22 protein-coding genes are annotated in these 22,054 nt (G+C 67.2%); 14 read left to right on the plus strand and 8 right to left on the minus strand.

From position 1 onward, the window contains the following. Nucleotides 1-5: 5 nt before the first annotated feature. Together ACIBTM_RS04650 and ACIBTM_RS04655 are read left to right on the plus strand one after the other, a co-directional pair. The gene (locus ACIBTM_RS04650) at nucleotides 6-587 is read left to right on the plus strand and encodes a GNAT family N-acetyltransferase (RefSeq protein WP_395875171.1); all 582 of its coding nucleotides are present in this window, start codon (nucleotides 6-8) and stop codon (nucleotides 585-587) included. 147 nt (nucleotides 588-734) lie between these two features. Next, the gene (locus ACIBTM_RS04655) at nucleotides 735-1,760 is read left to right on the plus strand and encodes a DUF222 domain-containing protein (protein ID WP_395875173.1); all 1,026 of its coding nucleotides are present in this window, start codon (nucleotides 735-737) and stop codon (nucleotides 1,758-1,760) included. Between the two features lie 59 nt (nucleotides 1,761-1,819). Here the strand turns inward: ACIBTM_RS04655 and ACIBTM_RS04660 are convergent, their stop codons facing one another. The 3 genes from ACIBTM_RS04660 to metG all read right to left on the minus strand — a co-directional run bounded on the left by ACIBTM_RS04660 (nucleotide 1,820) and on the right by metG (nucleotide 6,250). Next, a complete protein-coding gene (locus tag ACIBTM_RS04660) occupies nucleotides 1,820-3,199 on the minus strand; it encodes a transglycosylase family protein (RefSeq protein WP_395875792.1) in 1,380 nt (459 codons plus the stop codon). A 413-nt stretch (nucleotides 3,200-3,612) separates the two neighbouring features. Continuing rightward, nucleotides 3,613-4,449 (minus strand): TatD family hydrolase, encoded by an 837-nt coding sequence (locus tag ACIBTM_RS04665; protein WP_395875175.1) that lies wholly within the window; start codon nucleotides 4,447-4,449, stop codon nucleotides 3,613-3,615. A gap of 7 nt (nucleotides 4,450-4,456) precedes the next feature. Beyond that, nucleotides 4,457-6,250 carry a methionine--tRNA ligase gene (metG, locus tag ACIBTM_RS04670; RefSeq protein ID WP_395875177.1) on the minus strand — a complete coding sequence of 598 codons (1,794 nt, stop codon included), beginning with the start codon at nucleotides 6,248-6,250 and terminating at the stop codon, nucleotides 4,457-4,459. 62 nt (nucleotides 6,251-6,312) lie between these two features. Between metG and ACIBTM_RS04675 the strand changes: the two genes are divergently transcribed. From ACIBTM_RS04675 to ACIBTM_RS04695, 5 genes are all read left to right on the plus strand, one after another. Further along, nucleotides 6,313-6,909 carry a PadR family transcriptional regulator gene (locus tag ACIBTM_RS04675; RefSeq protein ID WP_395875178.1) on the plus strand — a complete coding sequence of 199 codons (597 nt, stop codon included), beginning with the start codon at nucleotides 6,313-6,315 and terminating at the stop codon, nucleotides 6,907-6,909. Nucleotides 6,910-6,996: 87 nt separating this feature from the next. Next, the gene (locus tag ACIBTM_RS04680) at nucleotides 6,997-8,007 is read left to right on the plus strand and encodes an ATP-binding cassette domain-containing protein (protein WP_395875179.1); all 1,011 of its coding nucleotides are present in this window, start codon (nucleotides 6,997-6,999) and stop codon (nucleotides 8,005-8,007) included. Then, nucleotides 7,997-8,761 (plus strand): ABC transporter permease, encoded by a 765-nt coding sequence (locus ACIBTM_RS04685; protein WP_395875180.1) that lies wholly within the window; start codon nucleotides 7,997-7,999, stop codon nucleotides 8,759-8,761. The genes ACIBTM_RS04680 and ACIBTM_RS04685 overlap by 11 nt, the downstream gene beginning before the upstream one ends. Nucleotides 8,762-8,847: 86 nt before the next feature. After that, the gene (locus tag ACIBTM_RS04690) at nucleotides 8,848-9,468 is read left to right on the plus strand and encodes a glycoside hydrolase family 25 protein (protein WP_395875181.1); all 621 of its coding nucleotides are present in this window, start codon (nucleotides 8,848-8,850) and stop codon (nucleotides 9,466-9,468) included. A gap of 109 nt (nucleotides 9,469-9,577) precedes the next feature. Continuing rightward, on the plus strand, nucleotides 9,578-10,855 hold the full coding sequence (locus ACIBTM_RS04695; RefSeq protein ID WP_395875793.1) for an aminodeoxychorismate synthase component I: 1,278 nt from the start codon (nucleotides 9,578-9,580) through the stop codon (nucleotides 10,853-10,855). Here the strand turns inward: ACIBTM_RS04695 and ACIBTM_RS04700 are convergent, their stop codons facing one another. Next, the gene (locus ACIBTM_RS04700) at nucleotides 10,856-11,815 is read right to left on the minus strand and encodes a zinc-binding alcohol dehydrogenase family protein (RefSeq protein WP_395875182.1); all 960 of its coding nucleotides are present in this window, start codon (nucleotides 11,813-11,815) and stop codon (nucleotides 10,856-10,858) included. It abuts the gene before it with no gap. A gap of 99 nt (nucleotides 11,816-11,914) precedes the next feature. Here ACIBTM_RS04700 and ACIBTM_RS04705 point away from each other — a divergent pair, with 99 nt between their 5' ends. Next, nucleotides 11,915-12,469 (plus strand): QsdR family transcriptional regulator, encoded by a 555-nt coding sequence (locus ACIBTM_RS04705; RefSeq protein WP_043848396.1) that lies wholly within the window; start codon nucleotides 11,915-11,917, stop codon nucleotides 12,467-12,469. Here ACIBTM_RS04705 and rsmI read toward each other — a convergent pair. After that, nucleotides 12,466-13,302: a 16S rRNA (cytidine(1402)-2'-O)-methyltransferase gene (rsmI, locus tag ACIBTM_RS04710; protein ID WP_395875183.1), complete on the minus strand. Its 837-nt coding sequence runs from the start codon at nucleotides 13,300-13,302 to the stop codon at nucleotides 12,466-12,468. The genes ACIBTM_RS04705 and rsmI overlap by 4 nt on opposite strands. Before the next feature lie 68 nt (nucleotides 13,303-13,370). Here rsmI and ACIBTM_RS04715 point away from each other — a divergent pair, with 68 nt between their 5' ends. The 3 genes from ACIBTM_RS04715 (at nucleotide 13,371) to ACIBTM_RS04725 (ending at nucleotide 16,699) form a co-directional block, all read left to right on the plus strand. Next, nucleotides 13,371-14,942, plus strand: coding sequence for a dolichyl-phosphate-mannose--protein mannosyltransferase (locus ACIBTM_RS04715; protein ID WP_395875184.1), 1,572 nt, complete (start codon nucleotides 13,371-13,373; stop codon nucleotides 14,940-14,942). An 84-nt stretch (nucleotides 14,943-15,026) separates the two neighbouring features. Continuing rightward, nucleotides 15,027-16,070, plus strand: coding sequence for a hypothetical protein (locus ACIBTM_RS04720; RefSeq protein WP_395875185.1), 1,044 nt, complete (start codon nucleotides 15,027-15,029; stop codon nucleotides 16,068-16,070). Nucleotides 16,071-16,147: 77 nt separating this feature from the next. Then, the gene (locus ACIBTM_RS04725) at nucleotides 16,148-16,699 is read left to right on the plus strand and encodes a hypothetical protein (protein ID WP_395875186.1); all 552 of its coding nucleotides are present in this window, start codon (nucleotides 16,148-16,150) and stop codon (nucleotides 16,697-16,699) included. Nucleotides 16,700-16,781: 82 nt separating this feature from the next. Here the strand turns inward: ACIBTM_RS04725 and ACIBTM_RS04730 are convergent, their stop codons facing one another. From ACIBTM_RS04730 to ACIBTM_RS04740, 3 genes are all read right to left on the minus strand, one after another. Beyond that, nucleotides 16,782-18,551: a serine/threonine-protein kinase gene (locus tag ACIBTM_RS04730; RefSeq protein WP_395875187.1), complete on the minus strand. Its 1,770-nt coding sequence runs from the start codon at nucleotides 18,549-18,551 to the stop codon at nucleotides 16,782-16,784. A gap of 92 nt (nucleotides 18,552-18,643) precedes the next feature. Next, complete coding sequence (locus ACIBTM_RS04735) at nucleotides 18,644-19,159, minus strand: hypothetical protein (protein WP_395875188.1); 516 nt, start codon at nucleotides 19,157-19,159, stop codon at nucleotides 18,644-18,646. Nucleotides 19,160-19,230: 71 nt separating this feature from the next. Continuing rightward, a complete protein-coding gene (locus ACIBTM_RS04740; RefSeq protein WP_395875189.1) occupies nucleotides 19,231-19,467 on the minus strand; it encodes a hypothetical protein in 237 nt (78 codons plus the stop codon). On the opposite strand from ACIBTM_RS04740, the gene ACIBTM_RS04745 reads away from it, so the two are divergent. Genes ACIBTM_RS04745 through ACIBTM_RS04755 form a run of 3 tightly spaced genes read left to right on the plus strand, consistent with a single transcriptional unit; the run spans nucleotide 19,454 to nucleotide 22,051 of the window. Continuing rightward, nucleotides 19,454-19,912: a hypothetical protein gene (locus ACIBTM_RS04745; RefSeq protein ID WP_395875190.1), complete on the plus strand. Its 459-nt coding sequence runs from the start codon at nucleotides 19,454-19,456 to the stop codon at nucleotides 19,910-19,912. The two genes, ACIBTM_RS04740 and ACIBTM_RS04745, sit on opposite strands and share 14 nt — an antisense overlap. Nucleotides 19,913-19,931: 19 nt before the next feature. Further along, entirely contained in the window at nucleotides 19,932-21,683 is a 1,752-nt protein-coding gene (locus ACIBTM_RS04750) for a hypothetical protein (protein WP_395875191.1), read from the plus strand. Further along, the gene (locus ACIBTM_RS04755; RefSeq protein ID WP_395875192.1) at nucleotides 21,680-22,051 is read left to right on the plus strand and encodes a hypothetical protein; all 372 of its coding nucleotides are present in this window, start codon (nucleotides 21,680-21,682) and stop codon (nucleotides 22,049-22,051) included. The genes ACIBTM_RS04750 and ACIBTM_RS04755 overlap by 4 nt, the downstream gene beginning before the upstream one ends. Nucleotides 22,052-22,054 lie beyond the last annotated feature (3 nt).

Raw genomic sequence — 22,054 nt, forward strand, 5'->3', positions numbered from 1 at the left:
GGCCGGTGGACGACGTCGTACTCGAAGGCGAAAAAGTCCGGCTGCGCGACTGGAGGCCGGACGACCTCCGACCGCTTCGCGACCTACTCGATCCCATGCGGCCTTGGCACGAAACGAACGGCCCCTACTTCGGCACCCCGAGCGCGGCGGTCGCCGACTCGGCGGCACGCGAACTCACCACCACCAAGGCCGAGCCCTCCGATCCCCGCACCAGTCTCGCCGTATGCGCTCTGAGGGACGGCAGGTTGATCGGCAGGGTCAGCTGGTACTGGGAAAGCAGAGAGACCGACTGGCGACGGATGGGTCTGGTGATCTACGACGAGCGGTACTGGGGCGGCGGGTACGGCACTGAGGCCTTACGCATGTGGACGACCTACTTGTTCGCTCGTACCGACACACTCCGCCTGGACTTCGCCACATTCTCGGGGAACCCCGGAATGATCGCCGTCGGCCGGAGGCTGGGATTCACCGAAGAAGGCCGGTTCCGACGCGCGCGACGCTGGGCCGGGGGTGTGCACGACGCCGTCGTCTACGGGGTGCTCCGCGAGGAGTGGGGCCGGATGAACGACTCAGGCAAGGAGCCGTGATCGCGCCGCCACCATCCGTATGGCGTTTTCGATCCGACACGTATCCCACTCCCGTGTGATCGGCGCAGGTCAGCGCAGCCGGAGCGTAATGATCATCCACCCGATCGATACCGTGCATTCGTTCGAATCTGCCTCGACAATCGAGGGATGACCAGCACAAACACTCCAAAGGCCTTCCCGCTCAACCTGCCGGAAGGTGACGCCGAACTGCTTCTCGACGAGTTGCAGACGCGGCTACGCGAAGGGCGACGTCTGTTCGCCGAGGTCGGCCAGATTCTGGCCGAGATCGAGTCCCGTGGTGTCCAGGACCTCTACGGATACAACTCGATCGCCGTCTTCTACGAGCATGTGGCTCGAGTGCCTCGAGCGGAGGCCCAGAAGGTGACCGGTAGAGCGCTCGCGCTCAATTCGAGACGGGCGCGCGACGGCACGCCGATCGACCCCGTCGCGCCCTTGACCGGTATCTCGGCCGGCACCGGCGCATTGGCCGAGGCCGGTATCGACCGGATCGTCACCGTCATGAAGCGGCTGCCGGACCACATCGACCCGGACGAACGGCTCGAGGCGGAAAGGGGCCTTGTAGAACTCGCGGGCGTGGCAAGACCGCGTGACGTCACGGTGGCAGGCACAGAACTGCTCGCACGACACGACCCGGATGGAAAGCCCAAAGAGGATCCCGGGCCGAAACGTCAGCGAAGCGAATTCTGGTTGCGTCAGAAACGGACCGGTAGTTGGGACATGCGCGGCAATCTCGATCCCGAGACAGGCGCCCGCCTGAACGCGCTCTTGGTGCCGAGAGCGTATCCGGCTCCCGGCGGAGAAGCCGACGACCGTACGCCGGCGGAGAGACGTGGCGACGCGTTCGCTGAGATCGTCGATCTCGCGGAAGCAGGGCCGGACATCCCCGCGCCCCGGCAAACCTCGGAACGGCTCGCTGAGGCGCCTCAGCCCGCACAGCCCGGCGAGGAACCCGCAAGCCGCCCTAAGCCCACCCAGGCGCCGCCACAGGGCCGCCAAAGCCCCCAAGGCCGCGGCGGCGAAGGCGTTCGAGAGGGCACCGCGGGTGAACGATCCCGGAATGTCGCCCATATGCGTCCCGCTCGGTGGTGGGCCCGACTGTCGAGACCGAGGTCCGGGAACGCGACACAGCCTCAGAGGCCCCTAACGGCCTGAAGGCCACCTTGCGGGCAAACCCACATGGCGACCTTCAGGAAAGGAGGGTGATCTGGCCGTCAGGCCCGCTTGCCGCAGTGCGGCCAAGCGCCGTAGCCACCACGCGCGTCGCGGACCTTCTCAGCGACAGCGATCTGCTGGGCCTTGCTGGCCTGGTGCGGATACGCGGCGTACTGCTCGCCACCGTAGGCATCCCAGGTGCTCTTGTTGAACTGCAGGCCACCGTAGTAGCCGTTGCCGGTGTTGGCGGCCCAGTTGCCGGTCGACTCGCACTGCGCGATGCGGTCCCAGGCTCCGGCGTCTCCGATGACCGGGTCGGCGGGCTTCTTGGTACCGACCTTGATGATCTTGGGCTTGGCCTCGGTGATGACCTCTTCCGAGACCTTCTCGCGGCCGACCTCTTTGCCGTTGCGCTTGGTGACCTTGTAGGTCACGGTCTTCTGGCCCGGGGTGCCCGGGTCCTCGACCTTGGTCTTGCCCTTTTCGAGCTCCGGGTCGTCGACCTTCTGCTCGGGCGGCGCGATCTCCTCGTTCTGCTTGACCATGGTGACGCCGGTCCGGCTGATGTGGACCTCGGCACCGTCGACCAGCTTGACGTCGAGACCACCGACGGCCTCGTCGTCCGGGCCGAGGGTCATCCGGAGCTCACCGAGGAATTCCTTGGTGGTCACCGAGTTGGTCTGGACCTTGCGGGGCTCGTTCGCGCCGTCGTAGACCGTGACGTTCTTGAGGGTCTTGACCTCGACGGTGGCACCCTCGAGCGGCAGCTCACCGTTCTGCGGGAGCGAAGTCCAGGTGCCCGCCTTGGCGAGGTCGGCGCGACCGAGCTGGTTCAACGCCTCGCCGAGGTTGGTCGCGCGGACCCAGGACTCCTGCTGCGGTGCGCCGTCGACGATCAGGTTCAGCTTGCGGCCGCGCTCCAGCTTGATGACGCCGCCGTCGCCCACCTCGGCCTGAGGCGAGGGCGAAAGAGAGTCGTGCGCGCCGACCGAGAGACCGGCGTCTTCGAGGACCTCACCGACGGTGTCGCCGAAGCTGTGGACGGTCTGCTGCTTGCCGTCGACGTCGAGCGTGACGCTCTTGTTCATCGCCATCGCGGCCGCGCCGCCACCGCCGAGGGTGAGCAGCACCGCCATGACGGTCCCCTTGAGGAACCGCTTCTTCCAGACGCGGGTCGCGCTCGAAATGACCTCGTCCTTGGTCGCGGCCTTCATCGGCGCGCCCGCGGTGCGGTCCTCGGCCATCTCGTCCGGAATGACGATCGGCGGGAGCATGGTGGTCTCGGCGCTGATGAGGCGGATCAGCTCGTCGACGTCGACGTCGATCTCGGCCATCAGGGCGTCGGCGTCGGGGCCGAGCGCGGCCAGGACGTCCTGGTGCGTGATGCGCGGATCGTCGGAGTAGTCGAGCTCGCCGTAGTGGGTGTCGCGGTCGAGCACGGCGACCGAGCCGGCGGAAGCGAAGGTGTTCGTCTCTGCGCCGAGGCGCGAGCCATCCTGCCTACTGCTACCAGTCACTGGGTCGTTCCCTTTCCCAAGACGTCGAGGAGCTCGACAGCCGCTCCACTACGTCCTTCGTCTCGATGCGCTCTTCGGCACACCTCTAGAAGTCCGACACCCGCAGCCAGCGCCATCGTCACGGTTCCAGGCCGTACCGCTCCTGGTTCCGCTTCCCCGACGTGCACTGACGTGACTGTGGGCGTAACAGCCGGAAACCGCATGAGCGGGTACCGACCGGCACGATCACGGGACAGTAACGAACCTCGCCGGGTTGCGCAAACACCGCCCGGAGTGTCGTGACGTTGGTCACTCATCAGAGTGGACCATTGCTGATCACTAATGTCGCAATCCGTTCATCCGGCGGTGACTGTAGGCAAACGGAAGACCCGCTCAGCGGTCTTTCGCACCGATTCGGCCACCTCGTGCACCGCCTCGCCCCTGAGGGAGGCGAGGTGCCGAACCGTGTAGGCGGCGCAGTAGGGCTCGTTCGGCCGTCCACGGAACGGATGCGGGGTCAGGAACGGAGCGTCCGTTTCGACGAGGTACTGGTCCGCCGGAACGATCCGCGCCGCCTCGTGGAGCCCCCGGGCGTTGCGGAAGCTGACCGTCCCGGCGAAGGACAGCACGTATCCCGCGTCGACGCAGCGGCGAGCGACCTGCTCGTCCCCTGAGAAACAGTGGAAGACGACCTGCTCGGGCGCTCCCTCTTCCGCGAGGATCCGGAGGACGTCGTCGTGGGCGTCTCGATCATGGATCATCAGCGGCTTGCCGATGCGTTTGGCGAGATCGATGTGCCACCGGAAGGCATCCTGCTGGGCGTCGTGGGGCGAATAGTCCCAGTAGTAGTCGAGGCCGGTTTCGCCGACCGCGACCACTCTGGACTCTTTCGCGAGACTCTCCACTTCGGATTTCTCGGCTTCGCCGAACTCCTTGGTGCGCGTGGGATGGATCGCGACGGCGGCCCATACCCGAGGGTCCCAAGTGGACGCTTGCGCGGCCCAGCGAGCGGCCGCGAGATCGTCCGCGACGGTGATCACCCGCGACACGCCCGCGCGTTCGGCGCGGTCGACCATGGCTGTCACATCAGCCGCGGTGACCGCGCCGCACGCGTCGAGGTGGGTATGCGCGTCCACCACCGAAACCGGCAACCTGTCCGGGATCGGCGGCGGCTCCTTCTTCTCCGCACCCATCAGCTGCTCATTTCGAGATCGGCGCCCATTCGGGACCGGTCTCGCCGAGCTCCGGGTCGAGCTTGGCGAACAGCGGAGTCGGCTTCTCCAGCGGCTTGCCGACCTCGATCGGCACGGACTTCCATCGCGCCTGCTCGGCCTTGTAATCCCCGGTGATGATGGGGTTGATCCGGCCGGGGATGTCGAGGTCCTCGACTTCCTGAAGCTCGGGCTGAGCCGCCCAGACGCCGGTGCCGCCGAGGGCCTCGTGCACCTTCTGCGCCGAGTGGGGCAGGAAGGGGGTCAGCAGCGTGTTGGCGTCGGAGACGACCTGCAAGGCGGTGTGGAGAACGCTGTCGCGCCGCGCCGGGTCGTCCTTGAGCTTCCACGGCTCCTGGTCCGAGAGGTACCGGTTGGCGGCGGTGACGACGCGCATGGCCTCGCTCGCCGCCGCCTTGAACCGAGACCGCTGCAGGTGGGCACCGGCGGTGTCGAACGCCTTGCGGGAAAGCTCCTTGAGCTCCTCGTCGGCGGCCGTAGGGGCGTCGGGACGCGGGATGGCTCCGACGTTCTTGTGCGCCATCGAGATGGACCGGTTGACGAGGTTGCCCCACTCGTTGGCCAGCTCGAAGTTGGTCCGGCGGACGAACTCGTCCCAGGTGAAGTCGGTGTCCTGGGTCTCGGGACCCGCGACGGAGATGAAGTACCGCAGCGTGTCCGGACCGAAGTCGCGCAGGAAATCGTGGACGTAGATGACCGTGCCGCGCGAGGTGGAGAACTTCGAGCCGCTCATCGTGAGGAACTCGCTGGAAACGATCTCGTCGGGCAGGTGCAGCTTGCCGTACTTGCCGGGCACGCCGCCTCGGTCGCCCTCACCGTTGTGGCCGAAGAGCAGAGCGGGCCAGATCTGGGCGTGGAAGGTGATGTTGTCCTTGCCCATGAAGTAGTAGGAGCGGGCGTCCGGGTTGCTCCACCACTCCTGCCAGGCGTCCGGGTTGCCGGTTCGGCGCGCCCACTCGACGCTCGCCGAGAAGTAGCCGATGACCGCGTCGAACCAGACGTAGAAGCGCTTGAGCGGCTGGTCGCGCCAGCCGTCCAGCGGGATCTTCACGCCCCAGTCGAGATCGCGGGTGATCGGCCGCGGCCGCATGTCGTCGATCAGGTTCTTCGTGAAGTTGAGGACGTTCGGGCGCCAGTCGGTCTTGCTGGACAGCCACTTGCCCAGGGTGTCGACGAACGCGGTCAGGTCGAGGAAGTAGTGCTCGGTCTCGACGAACTTCGGGGTTTCACCGTTGATCCGGGACTTCGGGTTGATCAGCTCGGCCGCGTCGAGCTGATTGCCGCAGTTGTCGCACTGGTCACCGCGCGCGCCGTCGTAACCGCAGATCGGGCAGGTGCCCTCGATGTAGCGGTCGGGCAGGGTGCGGCCGGTCGAGGGGCTGATCGCTCCCCGGGTCGTCTTGGGGACGACGTAGCCGTTGCGGTGCAGCGCGAGGAAGATCTGCTGCGTGACCTCGGCGTGGTTACCCGTCGTGGTGCGGGTGAACAGGTCGTAGGTGAGACCGAGCCCTTGCAGGTCCTGGCCGATCTGACGGGTGTACTTGTCCGCCGTCTGCTGCGAGGTCATGCCTTCTTTGTCGGCCTGGACGGTGATCGGGGTGCCGTGTTCGTCGGTACCGGACACCATGAGCACCCGGTTGCCGGCCATTCGCTGGTAGCGGGAGAAGACGTCGGACGGGACGCCGAATCCGGACACGTGGCCGATGTGGCGGGGGCCGTTGGCGTAGGGCCAGGCCACCGCAGTCAACACTGGGGTGCTCATGCTTGTTTAGCCTACGGACGTCGTCTAAGGCATTGTTGTCCGGGAGAGGATCGGAGGCCTCGGTGTCCGCCACGCGTCTGCTGGTGCTGGGTGTCGTGCGCATGTACGGCAAGGCACACGGCTACCAGGTCCGGCGCGAACTTCTCTCGTGGGCGGCCGACAAGTGGGGCAATGTCCAGCCGGGTTCGATTTATCACGCGCTGAGAAAGATGACCACCGAAGGCCTTCTGGAACAGGTCGAGGACGTCGAAGCGGGTGGCGGGCCGGACAGGATCGCGTACAGGCTGACCGAAGACGGAGAGACCGAGTTCCTCGTGCAACTCGGCAGGGCGCTGTCGAGCGACGACGCCACGGGGTACTCCCTGTCCGCGGCCGTCATTTTCATGCCGACGCTGCCCCGCGCGCAGGTGCTGGCTTTGCTGAAACAGCAGCTGGCGAACATGGAAGCGCACGCCCAATCGACCCATTACGCCCGCGAACACGCCGTCGATCTGGGGAAACCTCCCCACGTGAGCGAGCTGTACCGCCTCTGGAGCGCGCACGCGGAAGCGAACGTGACCTGGATGCGGGATCTGATCGGCCGTCTTGAAGCCGGCGAGTACGTGATGGCGGGCGAAGGCGCGGACGACGAAGCCGTGTTCGGCGCGCCACCCAAGTAATCAAATTTGACTACGGAACGACTCCTAGGGCACAGTGCGTCCAGCCACTAGTCAAACTTGACTAGCTGGGCACCGAAAGGAGTAGACATGATCAAGGCACGCGGCCTTGAGCGGCGGTTCCGCCGCAAGGGCCGCAATGGGGGCGAGGTCCACGCCGTCAAGGGCGTCGATCTCGATGTGTCGGCCGGGGAACTGGTCGGCTTCCTCGGACCGAACGGCGCGGGGAAGACCACGACCCTGCGCATGCTGACCACACTGCTCAAGCCCACCGCCGGTGAGGCGACGGTCGGCGGCTGCGACCTGCTCACCGACCCACTGGGGGTGCGCCGGCGAATCGGCTACGTCGCCCAGGGCGGCGGTACCGCGCCGGCGAGCAAGGTCGTCGAGGAGATCGAGTTCCAGGGCAGGTTGTACCGGATGAGCAAGGAGGACGCGCTCGCCCGCGGAGCCGTCCTCGCCGAGCAACTGGATCTGGCCGGGCTCGACCAGCGGACGACCGCGACGCTGTCGGGCGGGCAACGCCGCCGGCTCGACATCGCGCTCGGGCTGATCCACTCGCCCGGGCTCGTCTTCCTCGACGAACCCTCGACAGGGCTCGACCCGCAGAGCCGGGCGAACCTGTGGGACCACATCCGCAGGCTGCGCGACGAGCAGGGGGTCACGGTCTTCCTGACCACCCACTACCTCGACGAGGCAGACGCGCTCTCCGACCGGCTGATCGTCATCGATGACGGGAAGATCGTCGCCGAGGGCACACCGGACTCGTTGAAAGCGAGGGTTTCCGGCGACGGTGTCGTCATCGGCGTCTCACCGGAGTCGGCGGCCGAGACCGCGGAGATCGCAGGCCGTCTCGAAGGCGCACACGAAATGACCGTCGCCGACGGGACCGTGCGTTTCCGGGTGCCGCGCGGGGACACCGCGATGCCCGAATTGCTGCGGGCGCTCGACGCGCGTGGCATCGCGATGACGTCCATGCAGGTGCACCGGCCGACGCTCGACGACGTGTTCCTGACCCTGACGGGCCGGAGCCTCCGCGACGCCGAAGAGGGCGCGCCGACCGACGCCGCGGCGGAGAAGGAGGCCACCCATGTTGCATGACACCTGGTTGATCTTCCGCCGTGACATGCTCGCGGCGTTGCGCAACCCGACGTGGCTCGCCATCGGCATCATGCAGCCGCTCCTCTATTTGTTCTTCTTCGGGCCGCTTCTGGTGAAGGCGCTCAACGCGCAAGGCTTGTCCGATGTGGACGGATGGATGATCTTCACCCCGGCGATCATCGCGCAACTCGCCTTGTTCGGCAGCTCGTTCGTCGGGTTCGGACTCCTCGCGGAGTTCCGCTCGGGCGTGGTCGAACGCCTGCGGGTCACCCCAGTGAGCCGGGTGGCGTTGTTGCTGGGCAAGGTGCTCGCCAACGCGCTGCAGACCGTCGTCCAGGCCTTGCTCATCATCGCGCTGGCGTATCTGGTCTTCGACCTGAACGCGCCGTTCAGCGGTGTCGTGCTCAGCCTGGTGATCGTCTTCCTTCTGTCGGTCACGTTGGCGTCGTGCTCGTACGCGCTGGCGCTGACCCTCAAGAGCGAAGACGCCTTCCCGGCTTTGCTCAACGCGGTTCTCATGCCGCTGCTGCTGCTTTCCGGAATCCTGATCCCGATCACCGCGGGCTCGGCGCCGGATTGGCTGTACACGATTTCCCGCATCAATCCGTTCCGGCATGTGGTGGATGTCGAGCGGAACAGTTTCCGCGGAGACTTCTCGATGGACGCGCTGTTCACGGGGAGCGTCGTGGTGCTGGTCATGGCCGTTCTGGCCATCTGGTGGGGCTCGCGGACCTTCCAACGCGAAAACGCCTGAGACACGCTGTACCGAAAGGTCACCTTGCGGCCGCTCCGCGGACGTATGGTGACCTTTCGGTCGTACTGGGGCGAAATTCGAGGCAGGTGGGTTCGATAGATCCGGAAGGCGAGCACGGCGTCACCCTGTCCCACCGTGAGACGGTGACGGACTGGGCGGCGGTGCGCGGCGCCGACATCCGGTTCGCGTCGGTCACCATCACCGAAAACACCAACTGGCGGGACGCCGCGGCGGAACGCAATCTGACCGGCGCGCAGCACGCCGGTATCCACACCGGCGCGCGGCACTACGCACGCCCTGGCGCCGTCCATGACCAAGCCGACCATTTCGTGCGGACGGCGAGCGCGCTCGGTGCCTTCGCACCCGGCTCTCTCGCGCCCGCGCTCGAAGTGGAGGCACCCAGCGTCGACGACCGGTTCATCAAGGCTTGGATCAAACACGTCAGGAACGCGGCGCGCGTCGAACGCGTCCTGGTGTACGCGGGGCTCGACTGCTGGACGAACCGGTTGAGGCCGGACAAGTGGGCGGACAGCGAAGTGGTGCTGTGGCTGGTCAGGCACAACGAAATCCCAGGAAGACCGGGATGGTTCCACTCGCGGCTGGGATTGCATCAGCACGGTTTCGGCGCCGGGCTGCCCGGTGTGGACGGGCCGATCGCGCAGGACGCGGTGGTCTATCCCTTCAAACTGACCGACGTGCTTTTGTAGTTTTCGCTGCGTGACGAGGGATGTGCACGACGTGACCAGGTGGTCGCGGATCTCACTTTCCGGCGGGCGCGGGTTGCGTTTCCGGCCACTCGAACGGCGACAATGTCGCGTGCGGTTGATGTGCCGGAAGCTGCGGACCGACGCCGGGCCCGAAGGGGCGCTGGCGGTCCTCGGTGCACGCGCTGAGAAGCTCGGGCTCGCACCGCCCGCCGCGCTTTGCGGAGAGTGGTTCTCGTCGCGCGCCGTCATCGCGCTGAGCGCTTCCCTGACCCCGGTCCGTGAGGTGACAGAAGCGTTCTCGATCCCCACCCGGATGCCTGCCGTTCGTGACGCGGTGCCCGGTGCGGTCGGCGGCGGCTGGTTCGGTTACCTGGGTTACGACCTGACCGATCCCTCGGGCCGTTCCGGAGCGCTTCCGCCCGCCGCGTGGGGCTGGGTCGACCGGGTTCTCCGGCTGGACGCGGACGGGTCGTGGTGGTTCGAAGCCCTGGTTCCCGACGGCGGTCCGGATCCGGTCGATGAGATGTCCGCGGTGGAAGCCGCGCTCGCCGAACTTCCCGAGGCGACGACCTGGAGTTCCGGTCCGTTGTCACGGCCGCTGCCTTCGGAGCACTACGACGCCGTCAAGGCGTGTGTGCACGCGATCGAAGCCGGTGAGCTTTTCCAGGCGAACATCTGCGCCCGCTTCGGCGGCAGGTTCACGGGCGATCCGATCGCGTTGTTCGCCGAAGGCGTGCGTCGCCTGGGAGCCCGCCGAGCGGCGTTCCTCGCCGGAGACTGGGGCTCGGTCGTCTCGTTCTCCCCTGAGCTTTTCCTTGCCAGGCAAGGGCGACGCGTCCGGTCGACGCCGATCAAGGGCACCCTGCCGCGGCGGAACGCCGCTGACGAACACCTCGCGCGACGGCTTCGGGAATCCACCAAGGACGTCGCCGAGAACGTGATGATCACCGATCTCGTCCGCAACGATCTAGGCCGGGTGTGCGCCACCGGCAGTGTGCGTGTCCCCGAACTGCTCGCGGTCCGGCCCGCGCCGGGGGTCTGGCATCTGGAGTCCACTGTGGAGGGATCGCTCGCCGACGGGATCGACGACGCGGCACTGCTCTCGGCCACGTTCCCGCCAGGTTCGGTGACAGGCGCGCCGAAGATCCGGGCGCTGGACCTGATCGCCGAGCTGGAGCCCACCGCGCGCGGCGTCTACACCGGCGCGATCGGGCTCGCTTCGCCGATCGCCGGCCTGGAACTGAACGTCGCGATCAGAACCTTCGAGATCCACGAAGGCACGATCGAGCTCGGAGTCGGCGGCGGGATCACCGCCGACTCCGACAGCGACGCGGAATGGCAGGAATGCCTGCACAAGTCCGCTCCGCTGGAGCGCCTGCTCGGCTAGCTACTTGGCGGGGTCCAGCAGGAGTTTGCCCATCGTGCCGCGCGAGCGCAGGGCCTCGTGGGCGACGCGCGCGTCGGACAGCGCGTACTCGCCCCCGGCGACAGCGCGGATCCGGCCGGCGAGGGCCAGCTCGAAAAGCTCGTCGAGTGCGCGGCCGAAGACGTTGCCGGGAAGTTTGAACGCGTGCGGCAACCACATCCCGACCACGGCGGTGCTGTGCCCGAGGAGGTTGCGGGCTTCGATCGGCTTCGGGCTCTTGCGGCTGGCCATGCCGTAGAACGCGAGACGGCCGAACGGCGCGAGGGCCGCGATGCTCTGGTCCGTGACCGTGCCGCCGGTCATGTCGAGCACGATGTCGACGCGTTTGCCGCCGTTCGCCTCGCGGAGGGCGTCGGTCATGTTCTCGGCTCGGGAATCGATGGCGACGTCGGCGCCCAGTTCGAGGGCGAGGGCGCGCTTTTCGTCGCTGCTGGCGGTCGCGATGACCCGGCCCGCTCCCCAGGCTTTCGCGAGCTGGACGGCGATGGAACCGACCCCGCCCGCGGCCGCGTGCACGACGACGGATTCGCCGGGTTCGAGATGCGCGTTCTTGCGCAGCAGGAGCGAGGCGGTGGTGCCCTGGACGATGAAGGAAAGCGCGGTCAGGTCGTCGACGCCGTCGGGAACGTCGAAGCTGGTGACGTCGTCTGCCACCGCACGCTCGGCATAGCCGCCACCGCCGTTGAGCAGCGCGACCACCCGCTTGCCGTCGGCGGTGCGGCCGACGACCTCTCCACCCGGGACGAGCGGGAGCTTGCTCGGCGCGAGGTACGAGTTTTCGGCCTGATGCGTGTCGGCGTAGTTGATGCCGATCCGGTCGACCTCGACCAGCCGCTGACCTGGGCCGGGGACGGGTTCGGGAAGGTCGACGAGGTTGAGCACCTCGGGTCCGCCGAACTCGGTCACCTGTACTGCGCGCATCCGCATCCTCCTCGTCGGGATGAGACATTCTTGCATATGTCTCATGCATGAGACATCGCCTGATATGTTTCACGCATCGAAACCGCACTCGAACGCCAGTTGACTTCGCCGCGCCCGGACGCCCTGCGCGCGTTCACGATCGCGCGCGCCCGCTTTTTGGAAGGGCGCCGGGTGGACATGGGCGAACTGGCGAACGAGCTGGGGATCAGCCGGGCGACCCTGCACCGCTGGGTCGGCGGCCGGGATCAGCTACTCGGCGAGATCCTGTGGTCGATGACCGTCGAGGTCTTCGAAGCGCGGTCTTCCGGCAAGCTCGGACGCGGCGCGGAAGGGATCGCGGAACTCGTCGGCACGTTCGTCCGGACCGTGAACGGCTCGAAACCGTTCCGGGAGTTCCTGCGCAACGAGCCCGAGCGGGCGTTGCGGATCCTGACGACGAAGGCCAGCGTGGTGCAGAGCCGCGCGATCGCGAAGATGCGCGAGTTCCTGGACGAAGAGGTCGAGGCCGGGCGGCTCACTCCACCACTGCCGGTCGAAGACCTGGCTTATCTGCTGGTGCGGATCGGCGAGTCCTTCATCTACACCGATGTCATCACCGGCGACGAACCCGACGCCGGGAAGGCGCACGCGGCCGTGACCGCCTTGCTGTCCTAGCGCTTGCGGGAAGCGAGAACAGCGTCGTAGAGCTCCTTCTTCGACACCCCTGCCGCCTCGGCCACCTCGGCGGCGGCGGACTTGAGGCGTTCACCCGCCGAGACCCGCGAAGAGACCTCCGAGACCAGGTCCTCGACGCTCACCGAGCGCGGCGGCGCACCCGCCAGAACGACGGTGATCTCGCCCTTGACCCCCTCGGCGGCCCAAGCGGCCAAATCCGGCAGATTGCCGCGTTTGACCTCTTCGTAGGTTTTGGTCAGTTCGCGGCAGACGGCGGCACGACGCTCGGGGCCCAGGACGTCGGCGGCGTCGGCGAGCGTGCTCGCGAGGCGATGCGGAGACTCGAAGAACACGGCTGTGCGGGGCTCGTCCTTCAACGAACCGAGCCATTTCGCCCGTTCACCGGGCTTGCGCGGAGCGAAACCTTCGAAACAGAAACGGTCGCAGGGCAGGCCGGACAACGCGAGGGCCGTGGTCACCGCGGACGGGCCGGGCAGGCAGGTCACCGGCACCTCCGCCTCAACGCAGGCCGCCACCAGGCGGAACCCGGGATCCGAGACGCTCGGCATCCCCGCGTCGGTCACCAGGAGCACCGTCTCACCGGCTTGAAGCGATTCGAGCAGTTTCGGCAGTCGGGCGGTCTCGACATCCTCGTAGAAGCTGACGACGCGTCCGACCGGCGAGACATCGAGAGCCGAGGTGAGGGAGCGCAGGCGCCGGGTGTCTTCGGCGGCGATCACGTCGGCCGTCGCGAGGGCTTCGGACAGGCGCGGCGAAGCGTCACGGACGTCTCCGAGCGGGGTGGCTGCCAGCACGAGGCGTCCTTCGGTCATTCCCGAAGGTTAACCGGTTCGCAGATCCGGACACCGAGTTCACTCTTCCGCCCGTAGGATCATGCCCCGTGACCGCGCTGCTGACCCGTGACAACGAGAGCGTGCGGCCGGATCCGGTCGACGCGCTCAGGCCACCGAACGACCGGGAGGCCACCCTCCTCGGTCGCGGCATGCCGACGGACCGCCTGCGCGGCTGGATCGTCACGCTGGTGCTGACGCTCGTCGGCGGCATCGTCCGGATCCAGAACCTGGGAACGCCCACGGACAAGGGCACCCCGGTCTTCGACGAGAAGCACTACGTCCCGCAGGCGTGGCAGATGCTGCGCAACGGCGGTTACGAGGACAACTACGGTTACGAGCTGATCGTCCACCCGCCGTTGGCGAAGCATCTCATCGCGATCGGCGAATGGCTGTTCGGCTACAACGCCTGGGGCTGGCGGATCATGCCGGCGCTGGCGGGCACGCTGATCGTGTTCCTCACCATCCGGATCGCCCGGCGGCTCACGCGGTCGACGCTGCTCGGCGCGGTCGCCGGGATCCTGGTGATCAGCGACGGCGTCCTGCACCTGCAGTCACGCATGGGCATGCTCGACATCTTCATCGCGTTGTTCGTCCTCGCCGCGTTCGCCTGTCTGCTGTGCGACCGCGACCAGGTGCGGCGACGGCTCGCCGTGGCCGTCCGCGAAGGCTGGATCGACGAATCCCGGTTCGGCCCGAAGCTGGGTTTCCGGTGGTGGAGGTTCGCCGGCGGCCTGATGATCGGGCTGACCTTCGGCGTCAAATGGTCGGCGCTCTACTACATCGCCGCGTTCGGTCTGCTCACCGTCTTCTTCGACGTGGCCGCACGCCGGGCCGCCGGGGTGCGGCGGCCTTGGGTCGGCACGTTGCGCCGCGACGTGCTGCCCGCGCTGTGGGCGATCGTCGTCATCCCGATCCTGGTGTACCTCGCCTGCTACTGGGCCTGGTTCGCGAGCGAGACCGCGACCGACCGCAACTACGTGGCGATCAAGAACATCGATCCCGGTTTCTGGGCCTGGATGCCGCCCGCGTTGCGGTCGCTCGGCGACTATTCGATGAACGTGCTCGACTTCCACGCGAACCTGGTGACGCCCAAGGACAAACCGCATCCATGGGAGTCGAAGCCGTGGACCTGGCCGATGGGGCTACGGCCGATGCTCTACGCGTACGCGGGCGGCACCGACGCGACCGGCTGTGGCGAGTCGACCTGTGTGCGGGCGACGATGCTGATCGGGACGCCGGCGATGTGGTGGCTGGCGCTGCCGATGCTCGGCTGGAGCGTGTGGCGATCGGTCTTCCGCGCGGACTGGCGCTACGCCGCCGTGCTCGTCGGCTACCTCGCCGGGTTCCTGCCGTGGTTCACCAACCTCGACCGCCAGATGTACTACTTCTACGCGACGCCGCTGGCGCCGTTCCTGGTTCTCGGGCTGACACTGGTCCTCGGGCAGATCCTCGGGAGCGCGAAACGCGGATTCGAACGGCGGGGTACCGGACTGCTCGTCGTCGCCCTCTACGTGGGGCTCGTCGTGGCCAACTTCGCCTGGTTGTGGCCGATCCTGAACGGCAACGCGATCACGAACGAGCACTGGAACGCCGAGTTGTGGCTTCCGTCCTGGAAGTGACCACGATCGGTTGAACCAAGACCCGGCGAGGTGCCCGGAAGCGGCTTAGACTCCCGTCCGAATTGAGGACTACTGGGGGTCGTCATGTCTCGCTGGCCGTTTCTCCTGGCCGTTGCCCTGCTGCTCACCGGATGTTCCAGCGCCATCGACGGGAAGGCTTTCCGCGAGGGCTCGGCACCGGGTGCGAGCGAGGCGAAGTATCCGCGATACGAACCGCCCGCCGACGGGTCGGGTTTCAGTGATCAGGTGCTCGACCAGCCGTTGGCCCTGCCCGCGAAGCGAGGCGAAGAGGGCTGCGACTGGCTCGAGTCGATCAAACCGGACCTGCAGCCGCTCGGCCTCACGAGCGCCAAGGGCGTGCTGAGCGGCTGCCAGTTCGAATTTCCGAACAACAAGGGCGCGCAGGTGCACGCCTATAATCCGTACGGCTGGATCACGCAGGATTCGGCGGTGATGGAGCCGGTGGAGATCGCCGGGATCAAAGGCCGGACCTACGCCTTCGATCCGGAGCCGGTGACGTTCTGCTCGGTCAACATGGACGTCCGCGCCTACGCCTCGATCGCTGTCGACGCCTATGACGTCGACAGCGACGAAGCCGGCACTCGCGCCGAGCACTGCGAGCTGGCGAAGAAGGTCGCCGAAGTGGTGCTGAAGAAATTCGTTCCGCTCGCCGGTGGCAAACCGGCGCCGAGCACCGTCCAGGAGCCGACGGCCGACGTACTGAAGAACGCGGACATCTGCGAAGTCGTCAAGTTCACCCACACGAACTACGCCGGGGTGAACGCGGGCCGCGAAGGCGCGCAGAAGGGCGAGGGGCCGCTCGGGCCGACCTGTACCCACGAGGTGCCGTACGCGAAGGCCGTCGGGATGTATACGAACGGCACGGGCGGTCTCGAAGCCGTGCCGCCGAAGCCGGGAGCGGATGTGCGAAACGGACGGTTCGGCACGCTGAAGGCCAGGTTCGAGCAGACCGCGGATGCCTGCGCCTTGAGCGTCCAGCTGAGCAACGGTCAGGTCGTTCAGGTCGACTTCGTCGGCAAGAAGAAGGAAGCGATGCCGCGGACCTGCGTCTCGGCTCGGCTCATCTTGTCGGTGTCGATGCTGGGCCTGATCACCGGAGACTCGTGATTTTCCCGATTCAAGTGTGACACTTGCCCCCTAGTTGTTACTCTTCCCTGGTCAACAGCAGCTCTACAGGGGGCATCATGACGATCCGACCGCTCGGAGCGGCCTGCGCGGCCGCGGCGTTGTTCTTGATCGCGGGGTGCGAAGAGCAGACGCCGGGGACCGCGTCGCCGCAGTCCTCGGCCGTTCCGAGCACCTCCGCAGCGCCGGCCACCAGCACGACACAAACCAGTGCTTCGCAGCCTTCGACGACCGTCTCCGAAGCCAGCAAGCCCGCCACCGGCGGCGCCGTGGCGCATACCCCGGACGGGGCCGCGAGCGTGATGGAGGAGTACCACCACGCGCTGGGCGAGAAGGACCTCGAAACCGTATGCCGGATCACCGGACCTGCGTTCGACGGCGGGATGAAGGAATGCCGTCAGCTCACCCCGATGCAGTTCGGGATGCTCTCGGCAGACGACGTGAAGAAGCTGAAGGCCACGCGCGTGGACCGGGCGAAGCTGCAGAGCAAGGGGCCGGACAAGGTCGTCGTCCCGCCGGGCGCGATCGCGCCGCAGATCGCGATGATGGCGGCTCAGCCCAAGACGTTCACCATGGCCTGGCAGGGCGGGACCTGGGTCGTCGTCGACTGAGGGAGAGCAAGGGACCTTTGCTACCACTTATCTCAACGTCGAGGTAAGTGGTAGCAAAGGTCCCTTGCTCCCTTTTCGCAGGTCAGCGCGGGTGGCGTTGCGGCTGCGGCTGCTGATGGGGCTGCGGTTGCTGCTGCGGAGGGCGGCGCGTCACGATCTGCGTCACCGGGCCGTCCGGCGACTTGCCGGCGCGGGCGAGCCAGCCTTCGACGTCGCGCCGCACGGCGGTCAGCGTCGGGCGGCGGCGGGGCTCCTGGTCGAGCGACGCGATGAGGATCCGGGCGTGAGCGCTGCGGTTCGGCAGCTTCGACACCGGTTCGGCGCGGGCGGCGGCCATCAGCGCGGCCATCGGGGTCTCCCGGGTGCCGCGCGGCGGTTGACCCGACAGCGCGTAGCTGACCGTCGCAGCGAGCTGCCAGGCGTCCGACGCCGGGCTGGCCGCCGAGCCCATCGCCTGCTCGGGGGCGACGAAGTCCGGCGTGCCGATCATCATCCCGGTCGCGGTCATCTTCGAGTCGCCCTGGCTGCGGGCGATGCCGAAGTCGATCAGGTGGGCGAGCCCGTTGCGGTCGAGGATGATGTTCGACGGCTTCAGGTCCCGGTGCAGCACACCCTTCTCGTGCGCCGCCGCGAGCGCGCCCGCCATGGTCGACCAGAGCCGTCCGGCGGCGATGTCGTCGAGCGGGCCCTGCGAGTCGACGATCTCGGCCAGCGAGCGACCTTCGAGGTACTCCATCACCAGTGCGAGCCCGTCGGGTTCCTCGACGAGGTCGTACACCTTGACGCAGTTGGGGTGGTTCACCACGGCCAGCGCACGGGCCTCGCGCTGCATCCGTTCCTCGGTGTCCCGGTCCGGCGCGTGCGCGATCTTCAGCGCGACCGTGCGGTTGAGCTGCGTGTCGACCGCTTCCCAGACGGTGCCGAAGCCACCGTGGCCGAGCCGCCGGACGCGCTTGTAGCGGCTGCCGCCGGAGTTGCGGGAACCCGGCGGAGGTGGGATCGGGCCAGGGGCCGCGGCCAGCGCGGGAGGTTCGGGCGCCTGTGCCAGCGCGGTCGCCGGGTACTGCTTGGCGGGCGGGGGCGGCAGCTGCTGCTGCGGCTTCGGGGCGGGCGGCTCCGGGCGGTACGGCTCGACCTTCTGCCGGGGCTGCGGGTCCGGACGGTTGATCACCGACCACGGCGGCGGGCCGACCAGCGCGACCGGGATCAGTCCCAGCACGCTGAACGGCAGGAACCCGAGCCAGAAGTGCACGGCGGTGTTCGCGCCCATGCCAACACTCGCCAGCACCATCAGCACGAACGGGATCCAGAAGAACCGCGAAGGCCACTTCGGTCCCCGGCGGAACGCGGTGCGTGCCTGCAGCATCACGAACAGCAACGACAGCGCCGGCAGCCCGACCAGCAGGATCAGGTAGAAGACGTAACCCAGCTGCATCCCGTTCGGGTAGAACAGGACCTCGTACACGTTCTGGCCGCGGCCGAGGTACGCGCTCTGCGCGCCGATCAGCGGGTTGTACTCTGTGTTGAAGGTCGCCAGATCGCTGCTGGAGAAGCCGGATTGGCCGCCCGACTTGGAGGCGGCCTCCTGGTACACCTGCGAAACGCCGGTGGCCAGCAGCCACGGCAGCAGGAAGACGGCGACGACGCCGATCCCGCCGAAGACGGACAGGGTCACCACGTCGTAGCGGTTGCCGGTGCCTTTGCGGATGATCGCGACGATCATCGCTCCCAGTGCGGGCAGCAGCGCGACCAGCGCTCCCGCGGTGCTCGTCGCCCACACCCAGTCCCCAGGCCAGATCCCTGGCCCGAACAGGCTGTGCGCGAACGAAAGCAGCGCGCTCGCTAGTCCCATGGACCCTGCTCCCCTCGCTCGTCGAGGCCGTTTCCGGCGGTTTTCCCCCTAGTCCAGCTTAGGACGCTCGACAGGGCGGAGGGGTTGCCGGGTTATATGCCGTGTCTCCAAATGACCGGTGTGACACGTTCGGCATCGATCTGCCAGCGCTGCTTGCGGCGAGCGAAGACGACAGCCGCCAAGCCGACGCTTCCGAGCACCCCGGCCACCACGACCACCGAAAGGCTTCCTGACAGGGCGCCCATCACGACGATCGCCAGCCCGGCGACCACGATGACGACCATCAACGCCAGGGAGAGGTGACGATTCCGCCACATCCACTCCTCTCCCGCTCTGAGCTCCGCCTGCAGCGTCCTCGCCGATGTCTGGACGGCTTCACCGCCCACGCCCAGCTCGATCAGTCTTCCCGCCGCATACATGCAGAACTCGCGCTGCCGGGTGGAAGTGAAGACCGGGGTCCGATCCCTGGTGAGACTGCGAACGTCGACGGTCAGCGCGACGAGTTCGCCAGCGAGCCTGTCTTTCACTTCGATGTCGTCCGGCCTGGTCGCGAGCTCCGCCTCAAGGCGGGAAACCTCCGCCAGCCTGTCTCCAGGCGTCCTGTCCATCTTCGCCCCCTCAAAACCCGGTCATCGAGTCCGCGAATCATGCTACGCTCTGTGCCCGTTTGAATACCTGCTCATTGTTCGCACCGTGCCTGGGGAGGGCCACGAATGTCGGCGAGCAACGCGCGGTTCGCGCTGGTCGCGGCCGCCGCGAATTTGACCTTGTGCGCGCTCGTCGGCGCCACTTTACTGATCACCACGGCGAATGAACCGCCGGCAATGGAGCGAGTCGCGGAATCGGCGATCTCGTCGCCGGTCCCCGCATCGATTTCGCAGTCCTCCTCCGCAAGATCAACGGTGGCGACAAGCACGACACCGCCGCCCGATTTCGATCATGCGAGCGGCGTCGGCGATTTCCGGACCGTAGTCCCGCCGGGCTGGAAACCCGAACCGATCAAAACCCAGCCCGGTTCCTTCCAGGCCACCGATCCCACCCGATCGAGCCACTATGTCCGATTCGGAAGCTACACCGCCACGGGCGAGATCGGGCAGTTCCGTGCCGCCGCGGAACAAGAAGCGAAAACCCGGCTCCCCGGCCTCAGCAGGCTCCGGATGGAGCCGCGCACCGTCCGGAACTTCGAAGGAGTGGACTGGGAATTCACCTGGGACGGCAGGGACGGACAACAGCGGCGAGTGCGGGCGGTCTACTGGCGTGCCGGCGGAATCGAGAATTTCGTCTACGTCTCGGTGCCCGCTTCCGACTGGACGGCCTGGGAACCGTTCGTCGCCGTGATGCTCGACAACTCCACACCTTGAACGCACAAACGGAGACCCGATGACGAACTGGGCCGCTTTGGCGGCTTCGCACCACGTTCCCCCCGATGACAGCACCAGATATCTCGCCGCCGCACCCCATCTCGATTCGTCCTACGCGGATGACGCCATCCGCGAATATTTAGTGGAACCGACGAGGCCGGTACCGCCGTCACCGGGTTTTCACGCGCCGACGGTACTCGCCGAGGCGATCTCGGCTCGCTCGCGGCGTAAATACCGGGACGCCCTCCTCGGTGTGCTCACCTTGCCGTTCCTGTATTTCTCGATCGGATCGGTTCTCCTCGTCAGTTGGGTTTCCCTCGCGGCACTGCTGTCCATCAGGCCGATCTGGAGGAAAATGCGAACGGGCAGGCCAGGCGCGGCGCTCCGCGGATTCGGCAGGCTGTTCGCGCTGGCCGTGTTGCTCGTCTTCGCCACGACGATCTCTCTCGGCGAGCTGGTTTTCGAAGACCTGGGTCTCGGCAAGTCGTCTTCGTCCTCCTACGGCCGCTACAGCAGTGATTATTACGGTGACGGAGCGCCGGTTTCGGATCCGTCGCTGGCCTACATCGGCGCGATCGTCGCCGCGGTGATGCTGCTGATCGTGGTCGCCGACCGGGTCACCGTGTGGCGGCTGTTGACCGTCCGGTACGGCCGCCGGGCGAGAACCCGCCCGTTCGACGGCAAGTCCCTCGACGAACGCCCGTCCATCGCGGCCGCGCCACCACGATTCCGTACGGAACTGCAACGCCATCGCCACGATCGGCAGGTCCACAGCGGCGACGGCGTGGTGCCCTTGGTCGTCTATCGCGGCTACAACCCGTTCGTCGGCGCCGGCATCGCCCGGCAGCCCTGGTCGATGGTGCTCCCGCTCGAGAAGCTCGACGAGACGGCCAAACCCGATGGCGCTCCCTTCGACGAACTCACCACGGTGGCCTTCTACCAGCGGATCCGTGCCGCGATGCAGGTCTTGCAGCGAAGCGACGCGCTGACGCCGGACAGGCGGCTGCGCGAGCTGCGGATCCAGGACGTCGTCTACGCCTCAGCCGACGAACTCGTGGACCACGCCCACGAACCCGTCTCCCTCCCGTACCTGCCCCGCCACGACGGACCGCCGTCGTACCTGCTTCCCGCCGCCGAAGCCGAGCAAGTGCGCCGCCAGCCGAGGGAATGGGCGAGGCACTACCTCACCTTCCAGGTCGAGACCTGGGACAGGGACCTGATGATGTCGGCGTTCCTGCACGCCGCGGTCGACAGCAGCACGCTCTACCTGGAGTGGACGCCGTACGTACTTCCCCCGATCCGCGACGAGTACCGCGTGGTCGACCGAATGACGATGAGCTACCCGGCCGCGATCGGGCAGGGCATCCTGCGTTGGCTCAAGCTGCCGGTCACCACGCCTGGCCGGGTCTGGCACGCGATACGGACGATCCGGGCTCTGCCGTACGACCTCGACACCCCGAACCCCGAGCGGTACGGCTCGGCGGAAACGCTGCGGGAACTGGCCGCGGCGGATGAGGTGCGCGACTACTTCCAGCTCGTCGACGTCGAACGGTACGAGAAGATCCTCGAAAGCAGGCTCGTCCCCGCGATCAGCCAGGTGATGCGGGACTGTGGCTATTCCACCGCCCAGTTCGAACGCCAGGTCGCCACCGTGATCACCAACGACATCACCATCACCGGCACCAACAACGCGCCCATCGTGACCGGAGGCGTGAACCAGGGAACGATCTCCGGCGGCACCGTCCAGCAGCCGAGGAACGAGGAGAAATGACGAGGGAACCCACCAACCGCATCGAGATCTCCGGCGTCAGCAACGCGCCGATCGTCACCGGCGGCAAGAACCGCGGCACGATCAGCGGCGGAACGATCCAGTATGGCGCCACACCGGAACAGCTCGGCGACCTCGTCGGGCTGCTCACCCGGTTGAAGGCTGAGGTCGGCAGGTCCGGTGTCGAGAAGCGCGAGATCATCGAGGACAACCTCGACGACTTGGCGGAGGACGTCCGGAATCCGGCCGAGGCGAACCCCGCCGTCGCGTTGAGCCGCTGGGAAAAGGTCAAGAGGCTGCTGGCGGGCGCCGGCGACTTCACCGAGCTGATCGGCAAGATCTCGGAGAGTGTCGGCAAGATCTTCGCGTGATGG

This window comes from Amycolatopsis sp. NPDC049868 (genome assembly GCF_044461365.1).
Classification (GTDB): Bacteria; Actinomycetota; Actinomycetes; order Mycobacteriales; family Pseudonocardiaceae; genus Amycolatopsis.

Bases quoted from the DNA above. Each gene is read 5' to 3' on its own strand.
- ACIBTM_RS04680 (WP_395875179.1), top strand. From the start codon at position 6,997: ATGATCAAGGCACGCGGCCTTGAGCGGCGGTTCCGCCGCAAGGGCCGC.
- ACIBTM_RS04665 (WP_395875175.1), bottom strand. From the start codon at position 4,449: ATGGGTGCGGAGAAGAAGGAGCCGCCGCCGATCCCGGACAGGTTGCCG.
- ACIBTM_RS04730 (WP_395875187.1), bottom strand. From the start codon at position 18,551: ATGGGACTAGCGAGCGCGCTGCTTTCGTTCGCGCACAGCCTGTTCGGG.
- rsmI (WP_395875183.1), bottom strand. From the start codon at position 13,302: ATGACCGAAGGACGCCTCGTGCTGGCAGCCACCCCGCTCGGAGACGTC.
- ACIBTM_RS04700 (WP_395875182.1), bottom strand. From the start codon at position 11,815: ATGCGCGCAGTACAGGTGACCGAGTTCGGCGGACCCGAGGTGCTCAAC.
- ACIBTM_RS04720 (WP_395875185.1), top strand. From the start codon at position 15,027: ATGTCTCGCTGGCCGTTTCTCCTGGCCGTTGCCCTGCTGCTCACCGGA.
- ACIBTM_RS04735 (WP_395875188.1), bottom strand. From the start codon at position 19,159: ATGGACAGGACGCCTGGAGACAGGCTGGCGGAGGTTTCCCGCCTTGAG.
- ACIBTM_RS04750 (WP_395875191.1), top strand. From the start codon at position 19,932: ATGACGAACTGGGCCGCTTTGGCGGCTTCGCACCACGTTCCCCCCGAT.
- ACIBTM_RS04725 (WP_395875186.1), top strand. From the start codon at position 16,148: ATGACGATCCGACCGCTCGGAGCGGCCTGCGCGGCCGCGGCGTTGTTC.
- metG (WP_395875177.1), bottom strand. From the start codon at position 6,250: ATGAGCACCCCAGTGTTGACTGCGGTGGCCTGGCCCTACGCCAACGGC.
- ACIBTM_RS04655 (WP_395875173.1), top strand. From the start codon at position 735: ATGACCAGCACAAACACTCCAAAGGCCTTCCCGCTCAACCTGCCGGAA.
- ACIBTM_RS04685 (WP_395875180.1), top strand. From the start codon at position 7,997: ATGTTGCATGACACCTGGTTGATCTTCCGCCGTGACATGCTCGCGGCG.
- ACIBTM_RS04755 (WP_395875192.1), top strand. From the start codon at position 21,680: ATGACGAGGGAACCCACCAACCGCATCGAGATCTCCGGCGTCAGCAAC.